Genomic DNA, 17,371 nt, shown 5'->3' with positions numbered 1-17,371 from the left:
AGCACTTTTTCGCATTTAGCCATCTAAGCGTCTTGATTGCCAAATACTAGCATCGTGTTATATTGACGGCAATATAAGCGCCAGGAGTATTCACCCGCTATGAGCACTTCCGCATTGATTCCCGAAAGCAAACTGCCCTCGCTGGGCACCACCATCTTTACCCAGATGAGCGCGCTGGCGCAGCAGCACCAGGCGATCAACCTGTCGCAGGGCTTCCCCGATTTCGACGGCCCGGACTACCTGAAAGAACGCTTGGCCTGGCACGTCGCCCAGGGCGCCAACCAATATGCGCCGATGACCGGCGTGGCGCCGCTGCGCGAAGCCATCGCCGACAAAACCGCCGAGCTGTATGGCTGGCAGCCGGACGCCGGCAGCGAAGTGACCGTCACCGCCGGCGCCACCGAAGCGCTGTTCGCCGCCATCAGCGCGCTGGTGCGCCCCGGCGACGAGGTGGTCTGTTTCGATCCCAGCTACGACAGCTATGCGCCGGCGGTGACGTTGGCCGGCGGCATACTCAAACGCATCGCCCTGCAGCCGCCCGCGTTTGCCGTGGATTGGCCAGCGTTCGCCGCCGCGCTGTCGCCGCGCACCCGCCTGGTGATCGTCAACACGCCGCACAACCCGTCCGCCACCGCTTGGCAGGCGGAAGACATGCAGCAGCTGTGGCACGCTATCGCCGAACGCGAAATCTACGTGCTCAGCGACGAGGTTTACGAACACATCTGCTTCGCCAAAGGCGGCCACGCCAGCGTGCTGGCCCACCCGCAGCTGCGCCAACGCGCGATCGCGGTGTCCTCTTTCGGTAAAACCTTCCACATGACCGGTTGGAAAGTGGGCTATTGCGTGGCACCCGCCGCGCTGAGCGCCGAGGTGCGCAAAGTGCATCAATACCTGACCTTTTCGGTCAATACCCCGGCCCAGCTGGCGCTGGCGGATAGCCTGCGCGCCGAGCCGGAGCACTGGCGACAGCTGCCGGCGTTCTATCGCGCCAAACGCGACCGCTTTGTGCAGGCGCTGGCGAGCAGCCGACTGGAAATTTTACCCTGCGCGGGTACATACTTCTTGCTGGCGGACTACGGCGCCATCTCCGATCTGGACGATGTGGCGTTCTGCCATTGGTTAACCGAGCACGTGGGCGTGGCGGCCATTCCGCTGTCGGTCTTCTGTGCCGATCCTTTCCCCCATAAATTGATCCGGCTGTGCTTCGCTAAACAGGACGCCACGCTGGATGCAGCTGCGGAGCGGTTATGTCGACTTTAAAAATTACCCTGTTGCAGCAACCTTTGGTCTGGCGCGACGGCCTCGCCAATCTGGCCGCCTTCGACGCGTTGCTGGCGCCGATCGCCGGCCGCGATCTCATCGTCTTGCCGGAGATGTTCACCACCGGCTTCGCCATGGATGCCGGCGAGAGCGCCCTGCCCGAACAGCAGGTGATCGACTGGCTGCACGGTTGGGCGGTGAAAAGCCACGCGTTAATCGGCGGCAGCGTGGCGCTGAAAACCGACGAGGGCGCGGTCAACCGTTTCCTGCTGGTGGAGCCGGGTGGCCAGGTGCATGCCTATGACAAACGCCACCTGTTCCGCATGGCCGGCGAACACCTGCACTACCGGGCCGGCAACCGGCGTGAAATCTTCGAATGGCGCGGCTGGCGCATCCTGCCGCAGATCTGCTACGACCTGCGTTTCCCGGTTTGGGCGCGCTATCAGCAGGATTACGATCTGGCGCTATACGTCGCCAACTGGCCGGCGCCGCGCAGTCACCATTGGCAAACGCTGCTGGCGGCGCGGGCGATTGAAAACCAGGTGTATGTGGCGGGCTGCAACCGGGTGGGCGACGATCCCAACGGCCTGAGCTACAGCGGCGACAGCCTGATCATCAGCCCTCAGGGCGAGATCCTGGCGGATGCGGAGCCAGGCGCGGCCACGCGGCTGGACGCCGAGCTGTCGCTGGAAACCCTGCAGAGTTACCGCAGCGCCTTCCCGGCCTGGCGCGACGCCGACAGCTTTCTGCGTTTAGACTGACTCCCCCTTTTCCCAGCCGGCGATCGTCAGGCAATAGGCCTGGATCGCCAGCGCCACGTCCGCCTGCCGCACCGCTTCGGCCGGATGATGGCTGACGCCGCCGGCGCAACGCACGAACAACATGCCGACCGGCCATTGCGCCGCCACGGCGATGGCGTCGTGCCCGGCACCGCTCGGCAGCGCCAGGCTCCGTCCCTGTACCTGCTCGACGGCCGCCTGCCAGCATTGCTGCAGATCGCTATCACAGGCGGTGGCGTCAATGCGGTAAAACTCCTCGCTGGCGAAGCGCACGCCGCGGCGCGCGCAGATCGTCTGCGCCTGCGCCAGCAACGCCGTCAACAGCGCCGCCAGCGGCGCATCCTGCGGGCCGCGCACGTCGAGCGTCAATTTCACCTCGCCGGGGATCACATTGACCGCGCCCGGCAGGCATTCAATACACCCCACGGTGGCCACCAAATGCGGATCGGCGGCGCGGGTCAGCGTTTCGACCGCCATCATCCATTCCGCTGCGGCCGCCAACGCGTCTTTGCGCTGCACCATAGGCACCGTGCCGGCGTGGCCCGCCTCGCCGCTGAAAGTGCAGTTAAGTCGGCGCGCGCCATTGATCGCCGTCACTACGCCCAGCGCCAAATCGACCGCCTCCAGGCACGGCCCCTGTTCGATATGTAATTCGAGATAGGCGCGAATTTCGTTTGGTGCGCGACGCGCCTGCGCGATCGCCGCCGGATCCAGCCCAAAGTCGTGCATCGCCTGCGCTATGCTCACGCCATCGGCATCGGTACGCGTCAGCCACTCTGCGGGCCACTGGCCGGTCAGGCCGCGGCTGCCGAGCAGCGTGACGCCAAAGCGCGCGCCCTCCTCGTCGGCAAAGCCGATCACCTCCAGCGCCAGCGGTAATCGATGCCCCTGACGGTGATAGTGCGCCACCGTTTCCAGCGCTGTGAGCACGCCGAGCATGCCGTCATAGCGCCCGGCATTACGCACCGTGTCCAGATGCGAACCGAGCAGCAGTGCGGAGGCGCCGGGCGTTAGCCCTTCATAACGGCCGCAGATATTACCGACGCTGTCCTGCCAAACCTGCATGCCGCTCTCACGCATCCACTCCCCGACCAGGCGATTGGCGCGCTTATGTTCGGCAGAGAGATAAAGACGCGTCAGCCGATCGGGCTCTGCGCTGATCGCCGCCAGCTCGTCACAGCGCGCCATCACCCGTGCGGCAGCCTGCTGCGCCTCCAGCGGCGTCATCCACGCTTGCCTGCGTCATAAACGTTCCAGGCGGCCTGCAACGCCTCGCCCTGCTTGCTGGCGAAGCCGAGACGGTTCAACACCGCCTCCAGCGCCGCCAGCGTTTGCAGCACGCAATCTTTGCGCGCGTTGTAGCCCATGGTGCCGATACGCCAGATCTTGCCCTGCAGCGGGCCGAACGAGGTGCCGATTTCGATGCCAAAGTCGTTCAGCATCATCTGCCGCACCAGTTCGCCATGCACCTGCGGCGGGATCATCACGCCGAGCACGTTATTCATGCGGTGTTCGAGATCGCCGAACACCGCCAGCCCCATGCCCCGGATGCCCGCCAGCATCGCCGCGCCATGCAGCCGGTGGCGGACGATGGCCTGATCCAGCCCTTCTTCAAGGATCACCCGCGCGCATTCTCGCGCCGCGAACAGCATGCTGGTGGCTTCGGTATGGTGATTGAGGCGCTCCGGCCCCCAATAATCCATGATCATGCCGATGTCGAAATAGTTGGAGTAAATCATCTCGTCGTCGCCGTCGGCATGCTCGGCGGTGCGGATCCCCGCCTCCACGCATTTACGGCGGCGCACTGCCTCTTCAAACTGCGGGCTGAGGGTGACCGGCGAGCTGCCGGAGGGGCCGCCCAGGCACTTCTGCAGCCCGGCGGAGACCGCATCCAGCCCCCAGGCATCGGTCTCCAGCGGATTGCCGCCGAAGGAAGCCGTCGCATCGGTGTAGAACAGCACGCCGTGGCGGCGGCAGATATCGCCCAGCTCATCCAGCGGCTGCAGCATGGTGGTGGAGGTGTCGCCCTGCACCGTCAGCAGCAGGCGCGGGCGCACACGCTTGATCGCGTCTTCGATGCGATCGGCGCTGAACACCTCGCCCCACGGCGCCTCAATCGTGTGCACCTCGGCGCGGCAACGGCGGGCAATCTCGCACAGCAGATGCCCGAAACGGCCGAAGACCGGCACCAGCACCTTATCGCCCGGCCGAATGGCGGAAACCAGCAGCGCTTCGATGCCGGCGCGCGAGGTGCCATCCACCAGCATCGTCCAGCGGTTTTCGGTGCGGAACAGCGCGCGATACAGCGCCATGACCTGATTCATGTAACCGGTCATCGCCGGATCGTACTGGCCGATCAGCTGGCTCGACATGGCGCGCAGCACGCGCGGATCGGCGTTGATCGGCCCCGGCCCCATCAGCAGGCGCGCCGGCGGGTTAATCTGATCGAATTGCGAGATATCCAACATGTTCATTCCCTGTCAGCTTAGTAAGTTATTGAGTTATGCCTTCAGCGTCGACATGACGTTTGTTTGCTGCCCAACAGCCTACTCCCGATAGGAATTCAGTTGAAACAAAAGATTCTTATGATCAATTAATGAAACCAAAGTAACATAATAAGGTGACCGATCCGTCTTAAACGGCGGAAGGTGCAGGAAGGGAAATGGCCTGCCGCGCTTAACGCAGCTCCAGTTCGTCCAGCGCCTGGAACAGTTCGGCGACGTGGTGAATGCGCTGCCGCCCCTGCGCCAGCTGCTCATGCAGCAACGCATTGCTGAGCAGGCTGGCCAGGCTCATGGCGGCGGCATAGCTGTCGAACGCCGACACGCTGTCGAGCGGCACGGTCAAGTGCCAGTTGGCCAGTGGGAACAACGCCTGCGCCTGCGGTTCGCAGATCAGCAGCGTCAGCACCCCGCGGCTTTGCAACAGCGCCAGCAGCGCCTTTATCTGGCGCGGCCGGCGACGGAACGCCACCACCACCGCCATGTCCTGCGGCGTCAGCCCCGCCAGATCTTCCGCCAGCGTTTGCCCCGGCTGCGGCGCCAGCAGCACCTGCTCCCGCACCTGCATCAGCTGCTGGCGCAGGTGCATCGCCACCGGATAGCTGTTGCGCAGCCCCAGCAGCATCACGCTTCGCGCCTGCGCCAGTGCGGCGATCGCCGCGCTGAACTGTACCGCATCGATCTGCTTTACCCAGCGGGTGAGGTTGGCCATTTCCTGCTTACAGTGCCGCGCCAACAGCGTATCGCCCTGCACCGCATCGCGGCTGTCGGTCAGCGGCATGCCGCTTTGGCGCAGGGTGCGCAGCTCATCGCGCATGGCGCGGTAGTTGGGGTAGCCCAGCCGTTTGAACAAGCGGCTGACCGTGGCTTTGGAAACGCCACTCAGACGCGCCAGCTCGGCGCTGTTGTAGCCGATCAAATCGTCATAGTGATCGAAGATGAAGTTGGCCACCCGCTGCTCCTGCGGCGTCAACTGTGGGTAGTCGCGGCGCAGGCGTTCGTCGAACCGTTGCATTATCGTTCTCGCTGTAACCTTCGTTTCAGCGGAACATAACACGGTCGAACTACCCGCTGGCAAGCGATTATTCGTTGGTGGGGAATGGCAGCGGCATGCCCTTCTCCCGCGTCAATGCCGGAAAAGGGCCGCGCGTTCAGCACCAATAGGCCATGAAGTTGACGGTAGCGCGATCCAGATCGCGTTCGCCGATCAGATAACGCCGCAGCGTTTTCACCGTGGAAGACTCGGCCGCCACCCAGGCATAAAAAGCGTTGCCGCCGGCCGCCCGCTCCCACAGCACCTCATCGCTCAGGCTGCTTTCCGCCAGGGACTGCGCCTGCGCACACGCCGACGCGGGGATATCGACCCGCTGGCGCACCGCTTCCACCAGCAGCGTACCGTGCGCCAACTGGCGGCCCACGTCGCGCGGCAGCCAGTAAACCTCGGCGAACGGGAAACGGGCCAAATCCAGGCAATCCCCCGCCACCGGCACTTCGAAGAACGCCTGCACCCGCGGCGGATTGGTCTGCTGCGCCAGCTGCTCCAGAATGCCCATCGCCGCCGGCACCGCCGTCTCATCGGCGATCAATAGCGCCTGCTGCAACTGCGCCGGCGGCGCCCATTCGTAGCCGCCGCTGTCGCCGCCGAACTCGCCGTTGGGCGCGACCGTCTGAATGGCGTCACCCGGCTCGGCGTGGGTCGCCCAGGCGGAAGCCGGGCCGTTCACACCATGCAGCACGAATTCGACGTCCATCTGATTCTGCTCACGGCGCAGCGCACGCAGCGTATAGGTGCGCATCACCGGCCGTTGTTCTTTGGGGATCGCCATGTAATCGCCGTACCAATCCGGGCCGTTGGCCAACTGCGGGCTCTGGCCGTCCGCCGCCGGGAACAACAGTTTGATGCGCTGATCCGGCGCTTCAAGCTTCATCCGATGAATATCCGCACCTTCAAACACGCAGCGCACCAGCGAAGGCGAAATCAGCGTTTTGCTTTTCAGGGTGATATCAAAAATTCTGTAGCTGGCGGACATGTTCTCAATTCTCCGGCAACGGCTGTCGCTTGTACGTATAGCCGATCGGCTGCCGCGTTGACGGCGTGGGGCGCGCGATCGCGCAGCGGATAAAATGTTAATAAAACTAATTAATTACGTTAATGTATCGCAAAAAATCATATCATGATTTTATTGATAACAAGAAACGTTATTGATAAAAGAAGCATTCTCAAAAATAGAGTAATAACAAAATCACCTGGGAAATAACGATGAAACGCAAACACCTTTGGGTATTGAACCCTTGTCTGCTGGCAATGCTTGCGCCGGCGGCTTGGGCAGAAGATCAGAAAACCGGCAACGAAGAGCAGTTGGTGGTCTCCGCCAGCCGTTCACACCGCAGCGTGGCGGAAATGGCGCAGACCATTTGGGTCATCGAAAGCCAGGAGATCGAACAGCAGGTCCAGGGCGGCAAAGAGATCAAGGACATGTTGGCGCAGCTGATCCCCGGCATGGACGTCAGCGGCCAGGGCCGCACCAACTATGGCATGAATATGCGCGGCCGTTCGATGATGGTGATGATCGACGGCGTACGCCTGAACTCATCGCGCAGCGACAGCCGCCAATTGGATTCTATCGATCCGTTCAATATCGATCATATTGAGGTGATTTCCGGCGCGACATCGCTGTACGGCGGCGGCAGCACCGGCGGCCTGATCAACATCGTCACCAAAAAGGGGCAACCGGAACAGCAGGTCGAGTTGCAGATCGGCGGTAAAACCGGCTTTGGCGGCCATAACGATCACGACGAGAACGTGGCGGCGGCGGTCAGCGGCGGCAACGACAACGCCTCGGGGCGCCTGTCCGTTTCTTACCAGCGCTACGGCGGCTGGTATGACGGCAAAGGCAACGAGGTGCTGATCGACAACACCCAAACCGGCCTGCAGTATTCCGATCGCCTTGATGTGATGGGCACCGGCACCCTCAACATCGACGATCATCAACAGTTGCAGCTGACCACCCAATACTACAAAAGCCAGTCCGACGGCGACCACGGCCTGTTCCTGGGAGAAAACTTCGCGGCGGTGACCGGCAACGCCAAGGCCAACAACAGCGGCAACTTAAATTCCGACCGTATCCCCGGCACCGAACGCCATCTGATCAACCTGCAGTATTCCAACACCGATTTCCTCGGCCAGGACCTGGTGGCGCAAGTCTATTACCGCGACGAAACCTTGACCTTCTACCCGTTCCCGACGTTGGCGGGCAAAGCGCCGAACTATTACGTCAGCAGCATTGGCGCCTCGCAGCAAAAAACCGACTTCTACGGCGGCAAACTGACGTTAAACAGCAAACCTGTCGACGCGCTGACACTGACTTACGGCATCGACGCCGAGCATGAGAGCTTCAACGCCAACCAACAGTTCTTTAACCTGGCGAAGGCGCAACAATCCGGCGGCATGACGCTGGAGAACGCCTACAGCACCGGCCGCTACCCGAGCTATACCACCAGCAATCTGGCGTCGTTCCTGCAGGCCAGTTACGACATCAACCCGATCTTCACCCTGAGCGGCGGCGTGCGTTACCAGTACACCGAAAACAAGATCGACGACTTCGTCGGTTATAACCAGCAGCAGGCGATCGCTACCGGTGCCGCCGCCTCCGCCGACGCCATTCCGGGAGGGAAAACCGACTACAACAATGCGCTGTTCAACGCCGGCCTGTTGGCGCACCTGACCGAGCGCCAGCAAACCTGGTTCAACTTCTCTCAGGGCTTCGAGATCCCGGATCCGGGCAAGTATTACGGCAACGGCACCTACGCGCTGAACGGCGGCCACTACCAACTGCTGAAAAGCGTTAACGTCGGCGACTCCAGGCTGGAAGGCATCAAGGTCAATGCTTACGAGCTGGGCTGGCGCTATACCGGCGATAACCTGCGCACGCAAATCGCCGCCTACTACTCGCTGTCCGACAAGAGCATCGCCATCAACAAAACCGACATGACCATCAACGTCAATGCGGATAAGCGCCGCATCTACGGGGTGGAAGGTGCGGTGGATTATTTCTTTGAAGACAGCGACTGGAGCGCCGGCACCAACTTCAACGTTATCCGTTCCGAAACCAAGGTCAACGGCGAATGGAAGAAGCTGGTGGTGGATACCGCCAGCCCATCTAAAGTCACCGCCTATGTCGGCTGGGCGCCGGGCGACTGGAATCTGCGCTTACAGTCGCAGCAGACCTTCGACGTGTCGGACGACGGTGATTACACCAAGGCCAATTCCACTCAGGGCCGCAAGATCGATGGCTACAACACCCTCGATTTCCTCGGCAGCTATGCCCTGCCGGTGGGGAAAATCAGCTTCAGCGTGGAAAACCTGCTGGACAAGGAGTACACCACCGTTTGGGGCCAACGCGCGCCGATACTGTACAGCCCAACCTACGGTTCGCCTGAGCTGTACAGCTATAAAGGCCGTGGACGCACCTTCGGCTTGAACTACTCGGTGTTATTCTGAGGATAAGGGGCCGGTCTGCCGGCCCCGTTCATTGAGCCGCACCGTTTTCAGAGAGCAGAAACGACGAAGCCCTGAGTTATCGCTAACTCAGGGCTTCTGAATAGTGGCGGAACGGACGGGGCTCGAACCCGCGACCCCCTGCGTGACAGGCAGGTATTCTAACCAACTGAACTACCGCTCCGCGCCATTCCCTCTTGCGGGGGAACGAGGCGCATATTACGGACGCCTTTCGGTTCCGTCAACGCCTTTTTCTCACCAAATGAACCGTTTGCACAGTTTTTCAACGAAGGTTCATCCGGTGAGGTTTTTTCACGCAAAAACGCCGTTATTCGGCCGGCGCTCCGCGCCACAGGCAGCTGCCGCCCTTCTTCGCCACCAGATCCAGACGCGCCTCGTGCGCCTTCACTTCTTCGTCGCTGGCGTAGACCACTTTCATCGCGGTCGCCGGGCGGACAATGCGCTGAATCTCTTGTGCAGCGTCGTTTTGCTGGGTATCCCCCTCCATCTGGAAGGCTATCGAGGTCTGACCGCCGGTCATCGCCAGATAGACTTCCGCCAGGATCTCGGCATCGAGCAATGCGCCGTGCAGCGTACGCTTGCTGTTGTCTATCTCATAACGGCTGCACAAGGCATCGAGGTTGTTGCGCTTGCCCGGGAACAGGCGGCGCGCCATCAGCAGGCTGTCGGTGATGGTGCAGAAGGTCTCTGTCTTCGGGATGCCCTGCTGCAGCATGCGGAATTCGTGATCCATAAAGCCGATATCGAACGCCGCGTTATGGATCACCAGTTCGCCGCCGCGGATAAAGTCGAGGAATTCCTCGGCAACCTGATCGAAGGTCGGCTTGTCGGCCAGGAAGTCGTCGCTGATGCCGTGTACGCCGTAGGCTTCCGGATCCACCAGCCTGTCCGGCTTGATGTAAACGTGGAAATTGCGCCCGGTCAGGCGGCGGTTAATCACCTCCACCGCACCGATTTCGATGATGCGGTGCCCTTCGTAGTGCACCCCAAGCTTGTTCATACCGGTGGTTTCGGTATCGAGGACAATCTGTCTGGTGGTTGTAGAGATCATATTGCAGTGCTCACAGCGCTCGTTTATGTCAGACTTGGCTTTTATAAAACTGATAGGAAGAGTCTACCAGAGATGCTCAAACAGGTAGAAATTTTCACCGACGGCTCCTGCCTTGGCAACCCCGGCCCCGGTGGCTACGGCGCGATATTACGCTATAAGCAGACGGAAAAAACCTTCAGCGAGGGTTTTCGTCTGACCACCAATAACCGCATGGAAATGATGGCGGCGATCGTGGCGCTGGAAGCGCTGACCGTGCCCTGCGCCGTGACGCTCAGCACCGACAGCCAGTATGTGCGCCAGGGCATCACCAGCTGGATCCATAACTGGAAGAAGCGCGGCTGGAAAACCGCCGACAAAAAGCCGGTCAAGAATGTCGATCTGTGGCAGCGGTTGGATCTGGCCATTCAGCGCCACGAGGTGAAATGGAAATGGGTCAAGGGCCACGCCGGCCACCCGGAGAACGAACGTTGTGACGTGCTGGCGCGCGAAGCGGCCGGTAAGCCGACGCAGGAAGACGTCGGTTACCAACCGGAAGCCTAAGGCAGTTTGCGATAGCTCTTGGTCGCGCCCACCGCGCGGCTGAGAGAAGGTTTTCTCGCCCCCAGTTTCATCGGCGTGGGCGTCAGCGGCAAGGTGCGTTTGCGCGCCACAATCACGCTCATGCAGCCCAGCGCCGGCAAATGAGTGCATAAAAACTTGCCGCCCTTGCGGTGCCATGGCAGCACGTGAAAACGCGCCTGGTACAACACCTCATAATTCAGCAGGCTGAGCCAATCCAGCAGCCGCATCTGGGTAAACATGCGGCTGACATAGGGCTGGCGGCGACGCAATCCGGGCACCAGTTTGCCCAATCCCAGCAGGCTGAACGGATTGAAGCTGCTGATAACCAACCAGCCATCGTCGATCAACACCCTGTCTACTTCACGCAGCATGCGGTGCGGATCGTCCGCATAGGACAGCGTATGCGCCAACAGGCAGGCATCCACCGACTTGGCGGCAAACGGCAGTTGATAAGCATCGGCGATCACCTGCAGCCCTTCCCCCTCCAACCCTACGTTGACCTGATGGGAAATCGCGCATTTATCCGTGGCCAGCTCGGCGCTGAGCATGCCCATCTTCAGCAGATGGAAACCAAACAGCTTTGGCCACCAGGGTTGCAACTGCCGCTCGAGGGCTTCACGATAATATTCCCCCCACGGCAGCTCCGCCCAGGACTGCGGGCCGGTGAGCTTTTGTAGAGTATGGGCTGGTTTCATGATTTATTATCTTCTTTCAAGCCGTTGCCAACGAGAGGTACACCATGAATCTTATCAGCATTCCCGCCTTCCAGGACAATTACATTTGGTTATTGGATGACCGGCAGGGGCGCTGCATTATCGTCGATCCGGGTGAGGCGCAGCCGGTGCTCGAAGCGCTGCAGCGCCTGCAGCTGACGCCGGCGGCGATCCTGCTGACCCACCATCATCACGATCACGTCGGCGGTGTAGCGCAGATCGTGGCGCAATATCCCGGCCTGGCTGTCTATGGGCCGCAAGAAACCGCGGACAAAGGCGCCAACCACATCGTACGCGACGGCGACACCTTTGCCATCGATGGCTGCCAATACAAGACTATCGCCGTCCCCGGCCATACGTTGGGCCATGTGGCATTCTATAGTGCCCCTTATCTGTTCTGCGGCGACACAATTTTCTCCGCCGGCTGCGGCAGGCTGTTTGAAGGCAGCGCCAAACAAATGTACGACTCATTTCAACAACTCGCGCAACTTCCCGATAACACCTTAATTTGCTGCGCGCATGAATATACTCTTTCAAATCTTAAGTTTGCGCGGGCTATTTTGCCGGAAGATCGAGAGATTGAAACATATCAACAACATGTTGAAGCGTTAAGGGCAAAAGGCCAAGCCAGCGTGCCAACCACATTGCAATTAGAGCGCAAAATTAACCTGTTTTTACGTTGCCATGACGCTGATTTACAAAAGAAATTAGGCTTTAATTCACCACCGGAAAGCCTTCATTCAGTTTTTTCCGAATTACGCCTGCGGAAAGATAACTTCTAAGCTTTTAGTTGTGTTATTTAGCGAAGCAAAGTATTATTGCTCGTCTTTTAAGCAACTACATTGACACACACATGAAGGCTAAAGCGATATTTCTCGCCTCAGTCTTGCTAGTGGGTTGCCAGTCGTCCAGGCAGGACGCACCGGCGCCAGAACAGCATGCACAGAGTTTGTCTTCGGCTGGTCAAGATGGTGAAGCAGGAGAGTACACAGCAAATGGCCGAGCGAGCTCGGCGCGGTGGTTGGATAACAACAGTCCCGCCGCGCAACAGGACCTGTGGAACTTCATTAGCGACGAGCTGAAGATGGAGGTTCCGGAAAATTCCCGGATCCGTGATCAGAAAAGAAAGTACTTAAAAAGTAAGAGCTATCTCCACGATGTAACATTACGGGCAGAGCCGTACATGTACTGGATAGTCGGGCAGATTAAGAAACGTAATATGCCGATGGAACTGGTACTGCTACCCATAGTGGAGAGCGCTTTTGACCCCCACGCCACGTCAAGTGCCAACGCCGCAGGGCTATGGCAAATCGTGCCGCAAACGGGTCGCAATTATGGTTTGAAAAACAATCAGTGGTATGACGGTCGACGCGATGTCGTCGCCTCGACAACCGCTGCGCTTAACATGATGCAGCGCTTGAACCGCATGTTTAACGGCGACTGGTTACTGACCGTAGCCGCCTATAACAGTGGTGAAGGCCGCGTGATGCAAGCGGTGAAGGCAAACAAACGCCAGGGTAAGCCAACCAATTTCTGGGCATTGTCGCTTCCGCGTGAAACGTCAATCTATGTCCCGAAAATGCTGGCGCTGAGCGACATCATCAAGAACAGCAAGAAGTACGGTGTGAAACTCCCGAAAACGGATGAAACCCGTGCGCTGGCGCGTATCGATGTCGGGCAGCAGATCCAGCTGACTCAGGCGGCTGAGATGGCGGGGCTTTCAGTCACCAAGATGAAAGCGTATAACCCAGGCTACAAAAAAGGCGTTACGGCACCCAACGGGCCCCATTACATCATGGTTCCCAAAGGGCATGCCGAGCAACTGAAAGACTCGCTGGCCGATGGCCAGATCGCCGTGACTCAGCCAACGACGCAGTTGGCGAAGAACAGCGGTTTGACCGGTGGCAGTTCGTATAAAGTACGCTCCGGCGACACCTTATCGGGCATTGCCAAGCGGCTGAACGTTAAGACCAGCGATTTGCAGAGTTGGAACAACTTACGCGCCAAGAGCGCCATAAAAGTTGGGCAAACCCTGCAAGTGGCCAGCAATACTGGCGGTAACAGCAGTATTACCTATCAGGTTCGTAAAGGTGATTCGCTTGCCAGTATCGCACGTCGTCACGGCGTCGATATTAACGACGTGATGCGTTGGAATTCAACGCTCGGTAAAGGCAACAGCCTTCAACCCGGTCTGAAGTTAACCCTGTTTGTCGGCAACAAGCTGACGCCGGACACCTAAGTTTCCGGCACAAAAAAAGCACCCTTCGGGGTGCTTTTTTATTGCCTGCGATTCACCAGACGGGAGAATCTTTTTCCGGGTGGAACTCCACCAACAGCGGATTGTGATCCGACGCGCTGGTCACCAGTACCGACGCCTCTACGACCCCAAGATTGCGATAAAACACAAAGTCCAGCGGGCGGCCAAAAGCCTTACGGCGGTGATCGTCGGCGAAGCTCACTTCGCGCAGCGCCATCTCACCGGCAAAGTCATACAAGGCATTGATACGTTTGCGGCTCCAGGCGTTGAAGTCCCCGGCCATGATCACCGGCCCCCGGTGGCTGGCGATCTGCTCGCCGATCGGCCCCAGCTGCTTGCTGTAGACGTCGACTCCCAGACTAAAGTTCACCGCATGGATGTTCACCACCATCAACAGCTCGCCGTTATACAGCGGATAAACGGTGATCAGGGCCGACTTGGACAGCCGCAGCAGCGGCTCTCGCTCGCGCAGCGGGCAGCAGTAAACCGGATGAGCGGCCGCCAGCGTCATCACGCCGGAAGGGTGCTGCGGCAACACAAAGGCCGGCACCTGATCGGCCGCCAGATAGTTGGCGGTAGCGTAGCTCACCAGCTCCGGCGTAGTTTGCGCTTCTTGCAACAGCACCAGCTGCGCATCTTTGCCATGGTTTTTCAGCACCGAAAGCCAGTCGGCTCGCTGCTGTTTGAAAATATTCCACACCATAACGCGCAAGGCGCCGGTCGTCGGCAGCGCCGCCCCTGGCGGCAACGGCTGATTAACGGCGCCAGGAAAGATTCGCTCAACTGGCTGGCCTGCAACATACCTCATTGCATAAGTTCGTTTCGGCACGCGATTCGCCTATAACCCATTAGCATGAAACTGGCGATGAAGACTTCGCCAACGGTGAATTGATTATACGCCTGCCCCGCACAGAGGGCATGGCTTTTACAGGCATAACCTTTTCAGTTATAGGGGCCGCCTGCGGCGATTTCAATCTTCTGAGGGTATAGCAGTGTAAAGGTGATGCAGCAGAGGTGAAAAATGCGAAAGAGCCAGCAAAATGCAGACGGGGAAACAGGAATATGCGCAATCAGATTCCTGTGGGTGACGACGATGCTCCGACGTGTTTAAATGACGAAATCGCTAAAAATTTAGAACAGAGTTTGCCTTTGGAGCAAAAATGAAAGCGAATTCGGACGAGCTCATCACCTTCGTCACCGTAGTGGAAAGCGGCAGCTTCAGCAGAGCGGCCGAGCGCCTGCAGCAGGCCAACTCCGTGGTCAGTCGGACGGTAAAAAAGCTGGAGAGCAAGCTGGGGGTAACCCTGCTCAACCGCACGACACGCCAAATCAGTCTGACCCAGGAAGGCGAAAACTACTTTCGGCAGGTGCAGAAAGTGTTGAGCGATATGGCCGCAGCGGAAAATGCGTTGATGGAAAGCCGTCAACGCCCGCAGGGGCTGCTGCGCGTCGATGCCGCAACGCCGGTCGTCTTGCATCTGTTGACGCCGCTGGTCGCCGAGTTTCGTGAACGCTATCCGGAAATGTCCCTGTCGCTGGTCTCTTCGGAAAACTTCATCAATTTGATCGAACGAAAAGTGGATATCGCAATCCGCGTCGGCGAGCTGACGGACTCTACGCTGAAAGCGCGCAAGCTGATGGCCAGCTATCGACGCATCCTGGCCTCCCCCGCCTACCTGGCGCAATATGGCGCGCCAAAGACGGTAGCCGACCTGGAGCACCATTGCTGCATCGGCTTTAACGATCTGCCCAACCTGAACCGCTGGCCGCTGACCTGTGCCGATGGTCGACAACTGGAGATCGTTCCGGGGCTGACCACCAACAGCGGCGAAACCCAGCGCCACCTGTGCCTGCACGGCAACGGCATCGCCTGCCTGTCGGACTTTATGAGTGATGAAGACGTCAAACGCGGGAACCTGGTTCCCCTTCTGGTAGGAGACACGCTGCCACTCGAAATGCCGATCAACGCGGTGTACTACAGCGATAGCGCTGTCAGTAATCGCCTGCGCAGCTTTATCGATTTTATCAGCGAGCGGCTAAAGCGATAAAAAGGCGCCCTCTTGGGGCGCCTGGCATCATGATGTCCAGAGATTAATCCCAGTTAGGGGCCAGGCCTTCCGGGCTGACCAATCGGCCGTTGCTTTCAAGCGCCGCAATCTGCGCCATATCTTCGTCACTCAGCGTCAGTTGCTGCGCTAACAGGTTGCTTTCCAGGTTTTCGCGCTTGGTCGAAGAAGGGATCACCGCGTAGCCCAGCTTCAACGCCCAGGCCAGAACCACCTGTGCCGGCGTCGCATTGTGACGTGCGGCGATGCTTTTGATCGTCTCATCCTGCAACGCTTTGCCATACGCCAGCGTCATATAAGAGGTGATGGCGATACCATGTTGCCGTGCGAACGCCACCACTTTTTCATTCTGCAAGAACGGTGACAGTTCGATCTGATTAGTCGCAATCTGATCGGCGCCAACCGCATCAATCGCCTGCTGCATCAGATCGATGGTGAAGTTAGATACACCAATCTGACGGGTCAGCCCCAATCGCTTGGCTTCCAGCAGTTCAGCCATAAACTCTGCGACAGGCACCTCATCATTTGGCGATGGCCAGTGAATCAGCGTCAGATCGACATACGGGGTCTGCAGCTTGGCCAAGCTATCTCGCAGACTGGGAATTAAGGCGCCCTTAGCCAGATTCGCGATCCAGATCTTGGTTGTGATGAACAACTCGTCACGCGGCACACCGCTAGCGGCGATAGCCTGGCCGACGGCCGCTTCGTTTTCATAGATCTGTGCGGTATCGATAGCCCGATAGCCCAATTCGAGTGCCGTGCTCACAGAGTCGATAACGACCTGATCCTGAAGGCGAAAAGTACCTAAACCAAATGCAGGGATGCTCACAATATTTGCTCTCTCATTAGTGGATAAATAGCGATGCGAGAGAGTATGGCAATATTTTTAGTGAGCAAAAACGCCAGGTTCGGCATAAGACTTTTGATCAACAGGCAACAATATTGAGGGAAGCGGCAGGAACGGCGACAAATTCGACGAGGCTTTATTAATTTTGCATATGAAAAAGCCCTGAGTCAGAGACTCAGGGCTTATCAATTAAGTGGCGGAACGGACGGGGCTCGAACCCGCGACCCCCTGCGTGACAGGCAGGTATTCTAACCAACTGAACTACCGCTCCACCGATTCTTTTACGTTGCATCTTTCGATGCCGGCAATATCGCGCTCTGCGATTTGCGCATTACCAGTCGTCACGCTGATAACGTTTATTTGATGCCTGGCAGTGTCCTACTCTCGCATGGGGAGACCCCACACTACCATCGGCGCTACGGCGTTTCACTTCTGAGTTCGGCATGGGGTCAGGTGGGACCACCGCGCTATTGCCGCCAGGCAAATTCGTTTCATTCCAACCGCTTCACTCTCGTGTCGCCATCAGAACCAATCTCGGAACTTCGCTGAAAATCTCTTCGTCTCTAAAACACCTTCGGTGTTGTAAGGTTAAGCCTCACGGATCATTAGTACTGGTTAGCTCAATGCATCGCTGCACTTACACACCCAGCCTATCAACGTCTTAGTCTTAAACGTTCCTTCAGTGGACTCAAAGTCCAAGGGAAGACTCATCTTGAGGCAAGTTTCGCGCTTAGATGCTTTCAGCGCTTATCTTTTCCGCACTTAGCTACCGGGCAATGCCATTGGCATGACAACCCGAACACCAGTGGTGCGTTCA

At 58.8% G+C, this 17,371-nt stretch carries 15 protein-coding genes, 2 tRNA genes and 2 rRNA genes; 7 read left to right on the top strand and 12 right to left on the bottom strand.

Annotated elements, in window-relative coordinates:
* The first annotated feature begins 99 nt into the window (after positions 1 to 99).
* Both ACJ8HH_RS00095 and ACJ8HH_RS00090 read left to right on the top strand, forming a co-directional pair.
* A complete protein-coding gene (locus ACJ8HH_RS00095; RefSeq protein ID WP_039567062.1) occupies positions 100 to 1,260 on the top strand; it encodes a pyridoxal phosphate-dependent aminotransferase in 1,161 nt (386 codons plus the stop codon).
* Complete coding sequence (locus ACJ8HH_RS00090; RefSeq protein ID WP_060387314.1) at positions 1,248 to 2,021, top strand: amidohydrolase; 774 nt, start codon at positions 1,248 to 1,250, stop codon at positions 2,019 to 2,021. Before ACJ8HH_RS00095 ends, ACJ8HH_RS00090 begins: the two co-directional genes overlap by 13 nt.
* On the opposite strand, the gene hpxK is transcribed toward ACJ8HH_RS00090, so the two are convergent.
* From hpxK to ACJ8HH_RS00070, 4 genes are all read right to left on the bottom strand, one after another.
* The gene (gene hpxK, locus ACJ8HH_RS00085) at positions 2,013 to 3,266 is read right to left on the bottom strand and encodes an allantoate amidohydrolase (protein WP_060451938.1); all 1,254 of its coding nucleotides are present in this window, start codon (positions 3,264 to 3,266) and stop codon (positions 2,013 to 2,015) included. The two genes, ACJ8HH_RS00090 and hpxK, sit on opposite strands and share 9 nt — an antisense overlap.
* Positions 3,263 to 4,507, bottom strand: a complete 1,245-nt coding sequence (locus ACJ8HH_RS00080) for a pyridoxal-phosphate-dependent aminotransferase family protein (protein ID WP_060437029.1) — start codon at positions 4,505 to 4,507, stop codon at positions 3,263 to 3,265. The genes hpxK and ACJ8HH_RS00080 overlap by 4 nt, the downstream gene beginning before the upstream one ends.
* A 208-nt stretch (positions 4,508 to 4,715) precedes the next feature.
* Positions 4,716 to 5,555 carry a MurR/RpiR family transcriptional regulator gene (locus ACJ8HH_RS00075; RefSeq protein ID WP_060451939.1) on the bottom strand — a complete coding sequence of 280 codons (840 nt, stop codon included), beginning with the start codon at positions 5,553 to 5,555 and terminating at the stop codon, positions 4,716 to 4,718.
* Between the two features lie 136 nt (positions 5,556 to 5,691).
* Positions 5,692 to 6,570: a siderophore-interacting protein gene (locus ACJ8HH_RS00070; protein ID WP_060451940.1), complete on the bottom strand. Its 879-nt coding sequence runs from the start codon at positions 6,568 to 6,570 to the stop codon at positions 5,692 to 5,694.
* 230 nt (positions 6,571 to 6,800) lie between these two features.
* On the opposite strand from ACJ8HH_RS00070, the gene ACJ8HH_RS00065 reads away from it, so the two are divergent.
* Positions 6,801 to 9,041 (top strand): TonB-dependent siderophore receptor, encoded by a 2,241-nt coding sequence (locus ACJ8HH_RS00065; RefSeq protein ID WP_060451941.1) that lies wholly within the window; start codon positions 6,801 to 6,803, stop codon positions 9,039 to 9,041.
* A 104-nt stretch (positions 9,042 to 9,145) separates the two neighbouring features.
* Here ACJ8HH_RS00065 and ACJ8HH_RS00060 read toward each other — a convergent pair.
* Both ACJ8HH_RS00060 and dnaQ read right to left on the bottom strand, forming a co-directional pair.
* Positions 9,146 to 9,222: transfer RNA gene (locus tag ACJ8HH_RS00060), tRNA-Asp, on the bottom strand.
* Between the two features lie 144 nt (positions 9,223 to 9,366).
* Positions 9,367 to 10,110: a DNA polymerase III subunit epsilon gene (dnaQ, locus tag ACJ8HH_RS00055; RefSeq protein WP_004930195.1), complete on the bottom strand. Its 744-nt coding sequence runs from the start codon at positions 10,108 to 10,110 to the stop codon at positions 9,367 to 9,369.
* Positions 10,111 to 10,182: 72 nt separating this feature from the next.
* Between dnaQ and rnhA the strand changes: the two genes are divergently transcribed.
* The gene (rnhA, locus tag ACJ8HH_RS00050) at positions 10,183 to 10,650 is read left to right on the top strand and encodes a ribonuclease HI (protein ID WP_060451942.1); all 468 of its coding nucleotides are present in this window, start codon (positions 10,183 to 10,185) and stop codon (positions 10,648 to 10,650) included.
* Here the strand turns inward: rnhA and ACJ8HH_RS00045 are convergent.
* Positions 10,647 to 11,366, bottom strand: a complete 720-nt coding sequence (locus ACJ8HH_RS00045; RefSeq protein WP_033637192.1) for a class I SAM-dependent methyltransferase — start codon at positions 11,364 to 11,366, stop codon at positions 10,647 to 10,649. The two genes, rnhA and ACJ8HH_RS00045, sit on opposite strands and share 4 nt — an antisense overlap.
* A 44-nt stretch (positions 11,367 to 11,410) precedes the next feature.
* On the opposite strand from ACJ8HH_RS00045, the gene gloB reads away from it, so the two are divergent.
* A complete protein-coding gene (gloB, locus tag ACJ8HH_RS00040) occupies positions 11,411 to 12,166 on the top strand; it encodes a hydroxyacylglutathione hydrolase (protein WP_060387313.1) in 756 nt (251 codons plus the stop codon).
* Between the two features lie 71 nt (positions 12,167 to 12,237).
* On the top strand, positions 12,238 to 13,623 hold the full coding sequence (gene mltD / locus ACJ8HH_RS00035) for a murein transglycosylase D (protein WP_033653353.1): 1,386 nt from the start codon (positions 12,238 to 12,240) through the stop codon (positions 13,621 to 13,623).
* Between the two features lie 52 nt (positions 13,624 to 13,675).
* Here mltD and ACJ8HH_RS00030 read toward each other — a convergent pair whose 3' ends face one another.
* The gene (locus tag ACJ8HH_RS00030) at positions 13,676 to 14,470 is read right to left on the bottom strand and encodes an endonuclease/exonuclease/phosphatase family protein (RefSeq protein ID WP_028127832.1); all 795 of its coding nucleotides are present in this window, start codon (positions 14,468 to 14,470) and stop codon (positions 13,676 to 13,678) included.
* Positions 14,471 to 14,801: 331 nt separating this feature from the next.
* On the opposite strand from ACJ8HH_RS00030, the gene yafC reads away from it, so the two are divergent.
* Complete coding sequence (gene yafC, locus ACJ8HH_RS00025; protein ID WP_033637190.1) at positions 14,802 to 15,689, top strand: DNA-binding transcriptional regulator YafC; 888 nt, start codon at positions 14,802 to 14,804, stop codon at positions 15,687 to 15,689.
* A gap of 43 nt (positions 15,690 to 15,732) precedes the next feature.
* Here the strand turns inward: yafC and dkgB are convergent, their stop codons facing one another.
* The 4 genes from dkgB to ACJ8HH_RS00005 all read right to left on the bottom strand — a co-directional run.
* Entirely contained in the window at positions 15,733 to 16,536 is an 804-nt protein-coding gene (gene dkgB / locus ACJ8HH_RS00020; protein ID WP_033649906.1) for a 2,5-didehydrogluconate reductase DkgB, read from the bottom strand.
* Positions 16,537 to 16,748: 212 nt separating this feature from the next.
* A tRNA-Asp gene (locus tag ACJ8HH_RS00015) sits at positions 16,749 to 16,825 on the bottom strand.
* Between the two features lie 94 nt (positions 16,826 to 16,919).
* Positions 16,920 to 17,035, bottom strand: a 5S ribosomal RNA gene (gene rrf / locus ACJ8HH_RS00010).
* A 103-nt stretch (positions 17,036 to 17,138) separates the two neighbouring features.
* Positions 17,139 to 17,371, bottom strand: a 23S ribosomal RNA gene (locus ACJ8HH_RS00005); the annotation flags it as partial.

The organism is Serratia sp. CY32780 (genome assembly GCF_052169135.1).
Lineage (GTDB): Bacteria > Pseudomonadota > Gammaproteobacteria > Enterobacterales > Enterobacteriaceae > Serratia > Serratia sarumanii.
The sequence above is the reverse complement of the archived record's forward strand: the minus strand, read 5'-3'. Positions and strand labels throughout refer to the sequence as shown.

What these genes read in the sequence shown, in the direction of transcription:
- ACJ8HH_RS00045 (WP_033637192.1), bottom strand. Translation starts at nt 11,366, where the DNA reads ATGAAACCAGCCCATACTCTACAAAAGCTCACCGGCCCGCAGTCCTGG.
- ACJ8HH_RS00090 (WP_060387314.1), top strand. Translation starts at nt 1,248, where the DNA reads ATGTCGACTTTAAAAATTACCCTGTTGCAGCAACCTTTGGTCTGGCGC.
- ACJ8HH_RS00075 (WP_060451939.1), bottom strand. Translation starts at nt 5,555, where the DNA reads ATGCAACGGTTCGACGAACGCCTGCGCCGCGACTACCCACAGTTGACG.
- ACJ8HH_RS00080 (WP_060437029.1), bottom strand. Translation starts at nt 4,507, where the DNA reads ATGTTGGATATCTCGCAATTCGATCAGATTAACCCGCCGGCGCGCCTG.
- ACJ8HH_RS00070 (WP_060451940.1), bottom strand. Translation starts at nt 6,570, where the DNA reads ATGTCCGCCAGCTACAGAATTTTTGATATCACCCTGAAAAGCAAAACG.
- gloB (WP_060387313.1), top strand. Translation starts at nt 11,411, where the DNA reads ATGAATCTTATCAGCATTCCCGCCTTCCAGGACAATTACATTTGGTTA.
- yafC (WP_033637190.1), top strand. Translation starts at nt 14,802, where the DNA reads ATGAAAGCGAATTCGGACGAGCTCATCACCTTCGTCACCGTAGTGGAA.
- dnaQ (WP_004930195.1), bottom strand. Translation starts at nt 10,110, where the DNA reads ATGATCTCTACAACCACCAGACAGATTGTCCTCGATACCGAAACCACC.
- ACJ8HH_RS00095 (WP_039567062.1), top strand. Translation starts at nt 100, where the DNA reads ATGAGCACTTCCGCATTGATTCCCGAAAGCAAACTGCCCTCGCTGGGC.
- mltD (WP_033653353.1), top strand. Translation starts at nt 12,238, where the DNA reads ATGAAGGCTAAAGCGATATTTCTCGCCTCAGTCTTGCTAGTGGGTTGC.
- rnhA (WP_060451942.1), top strand. Translation starts at nt 10,183, where the DNA reads ATGCTCAAACAGGTAGAAATTTTCACCGACGGCTCCTGCCTTGGCAAC.
- hpxK (WP_060451938.1), bottom strand. Translation starts at nt 3,266, where the DNA reads ATGACGCCGCTGGAGGCGCAGCAGGCTGCCGCACGGGTGATGGCGCGC.
- ACJ8HH_RS00065 (WP_060451941.1), top strand. Translation starts at nt 6,801, where the DNA reads ATGAAACGCAAACACCTTTGGGTATTGAACCCTTGTCTGCTGGCAATG.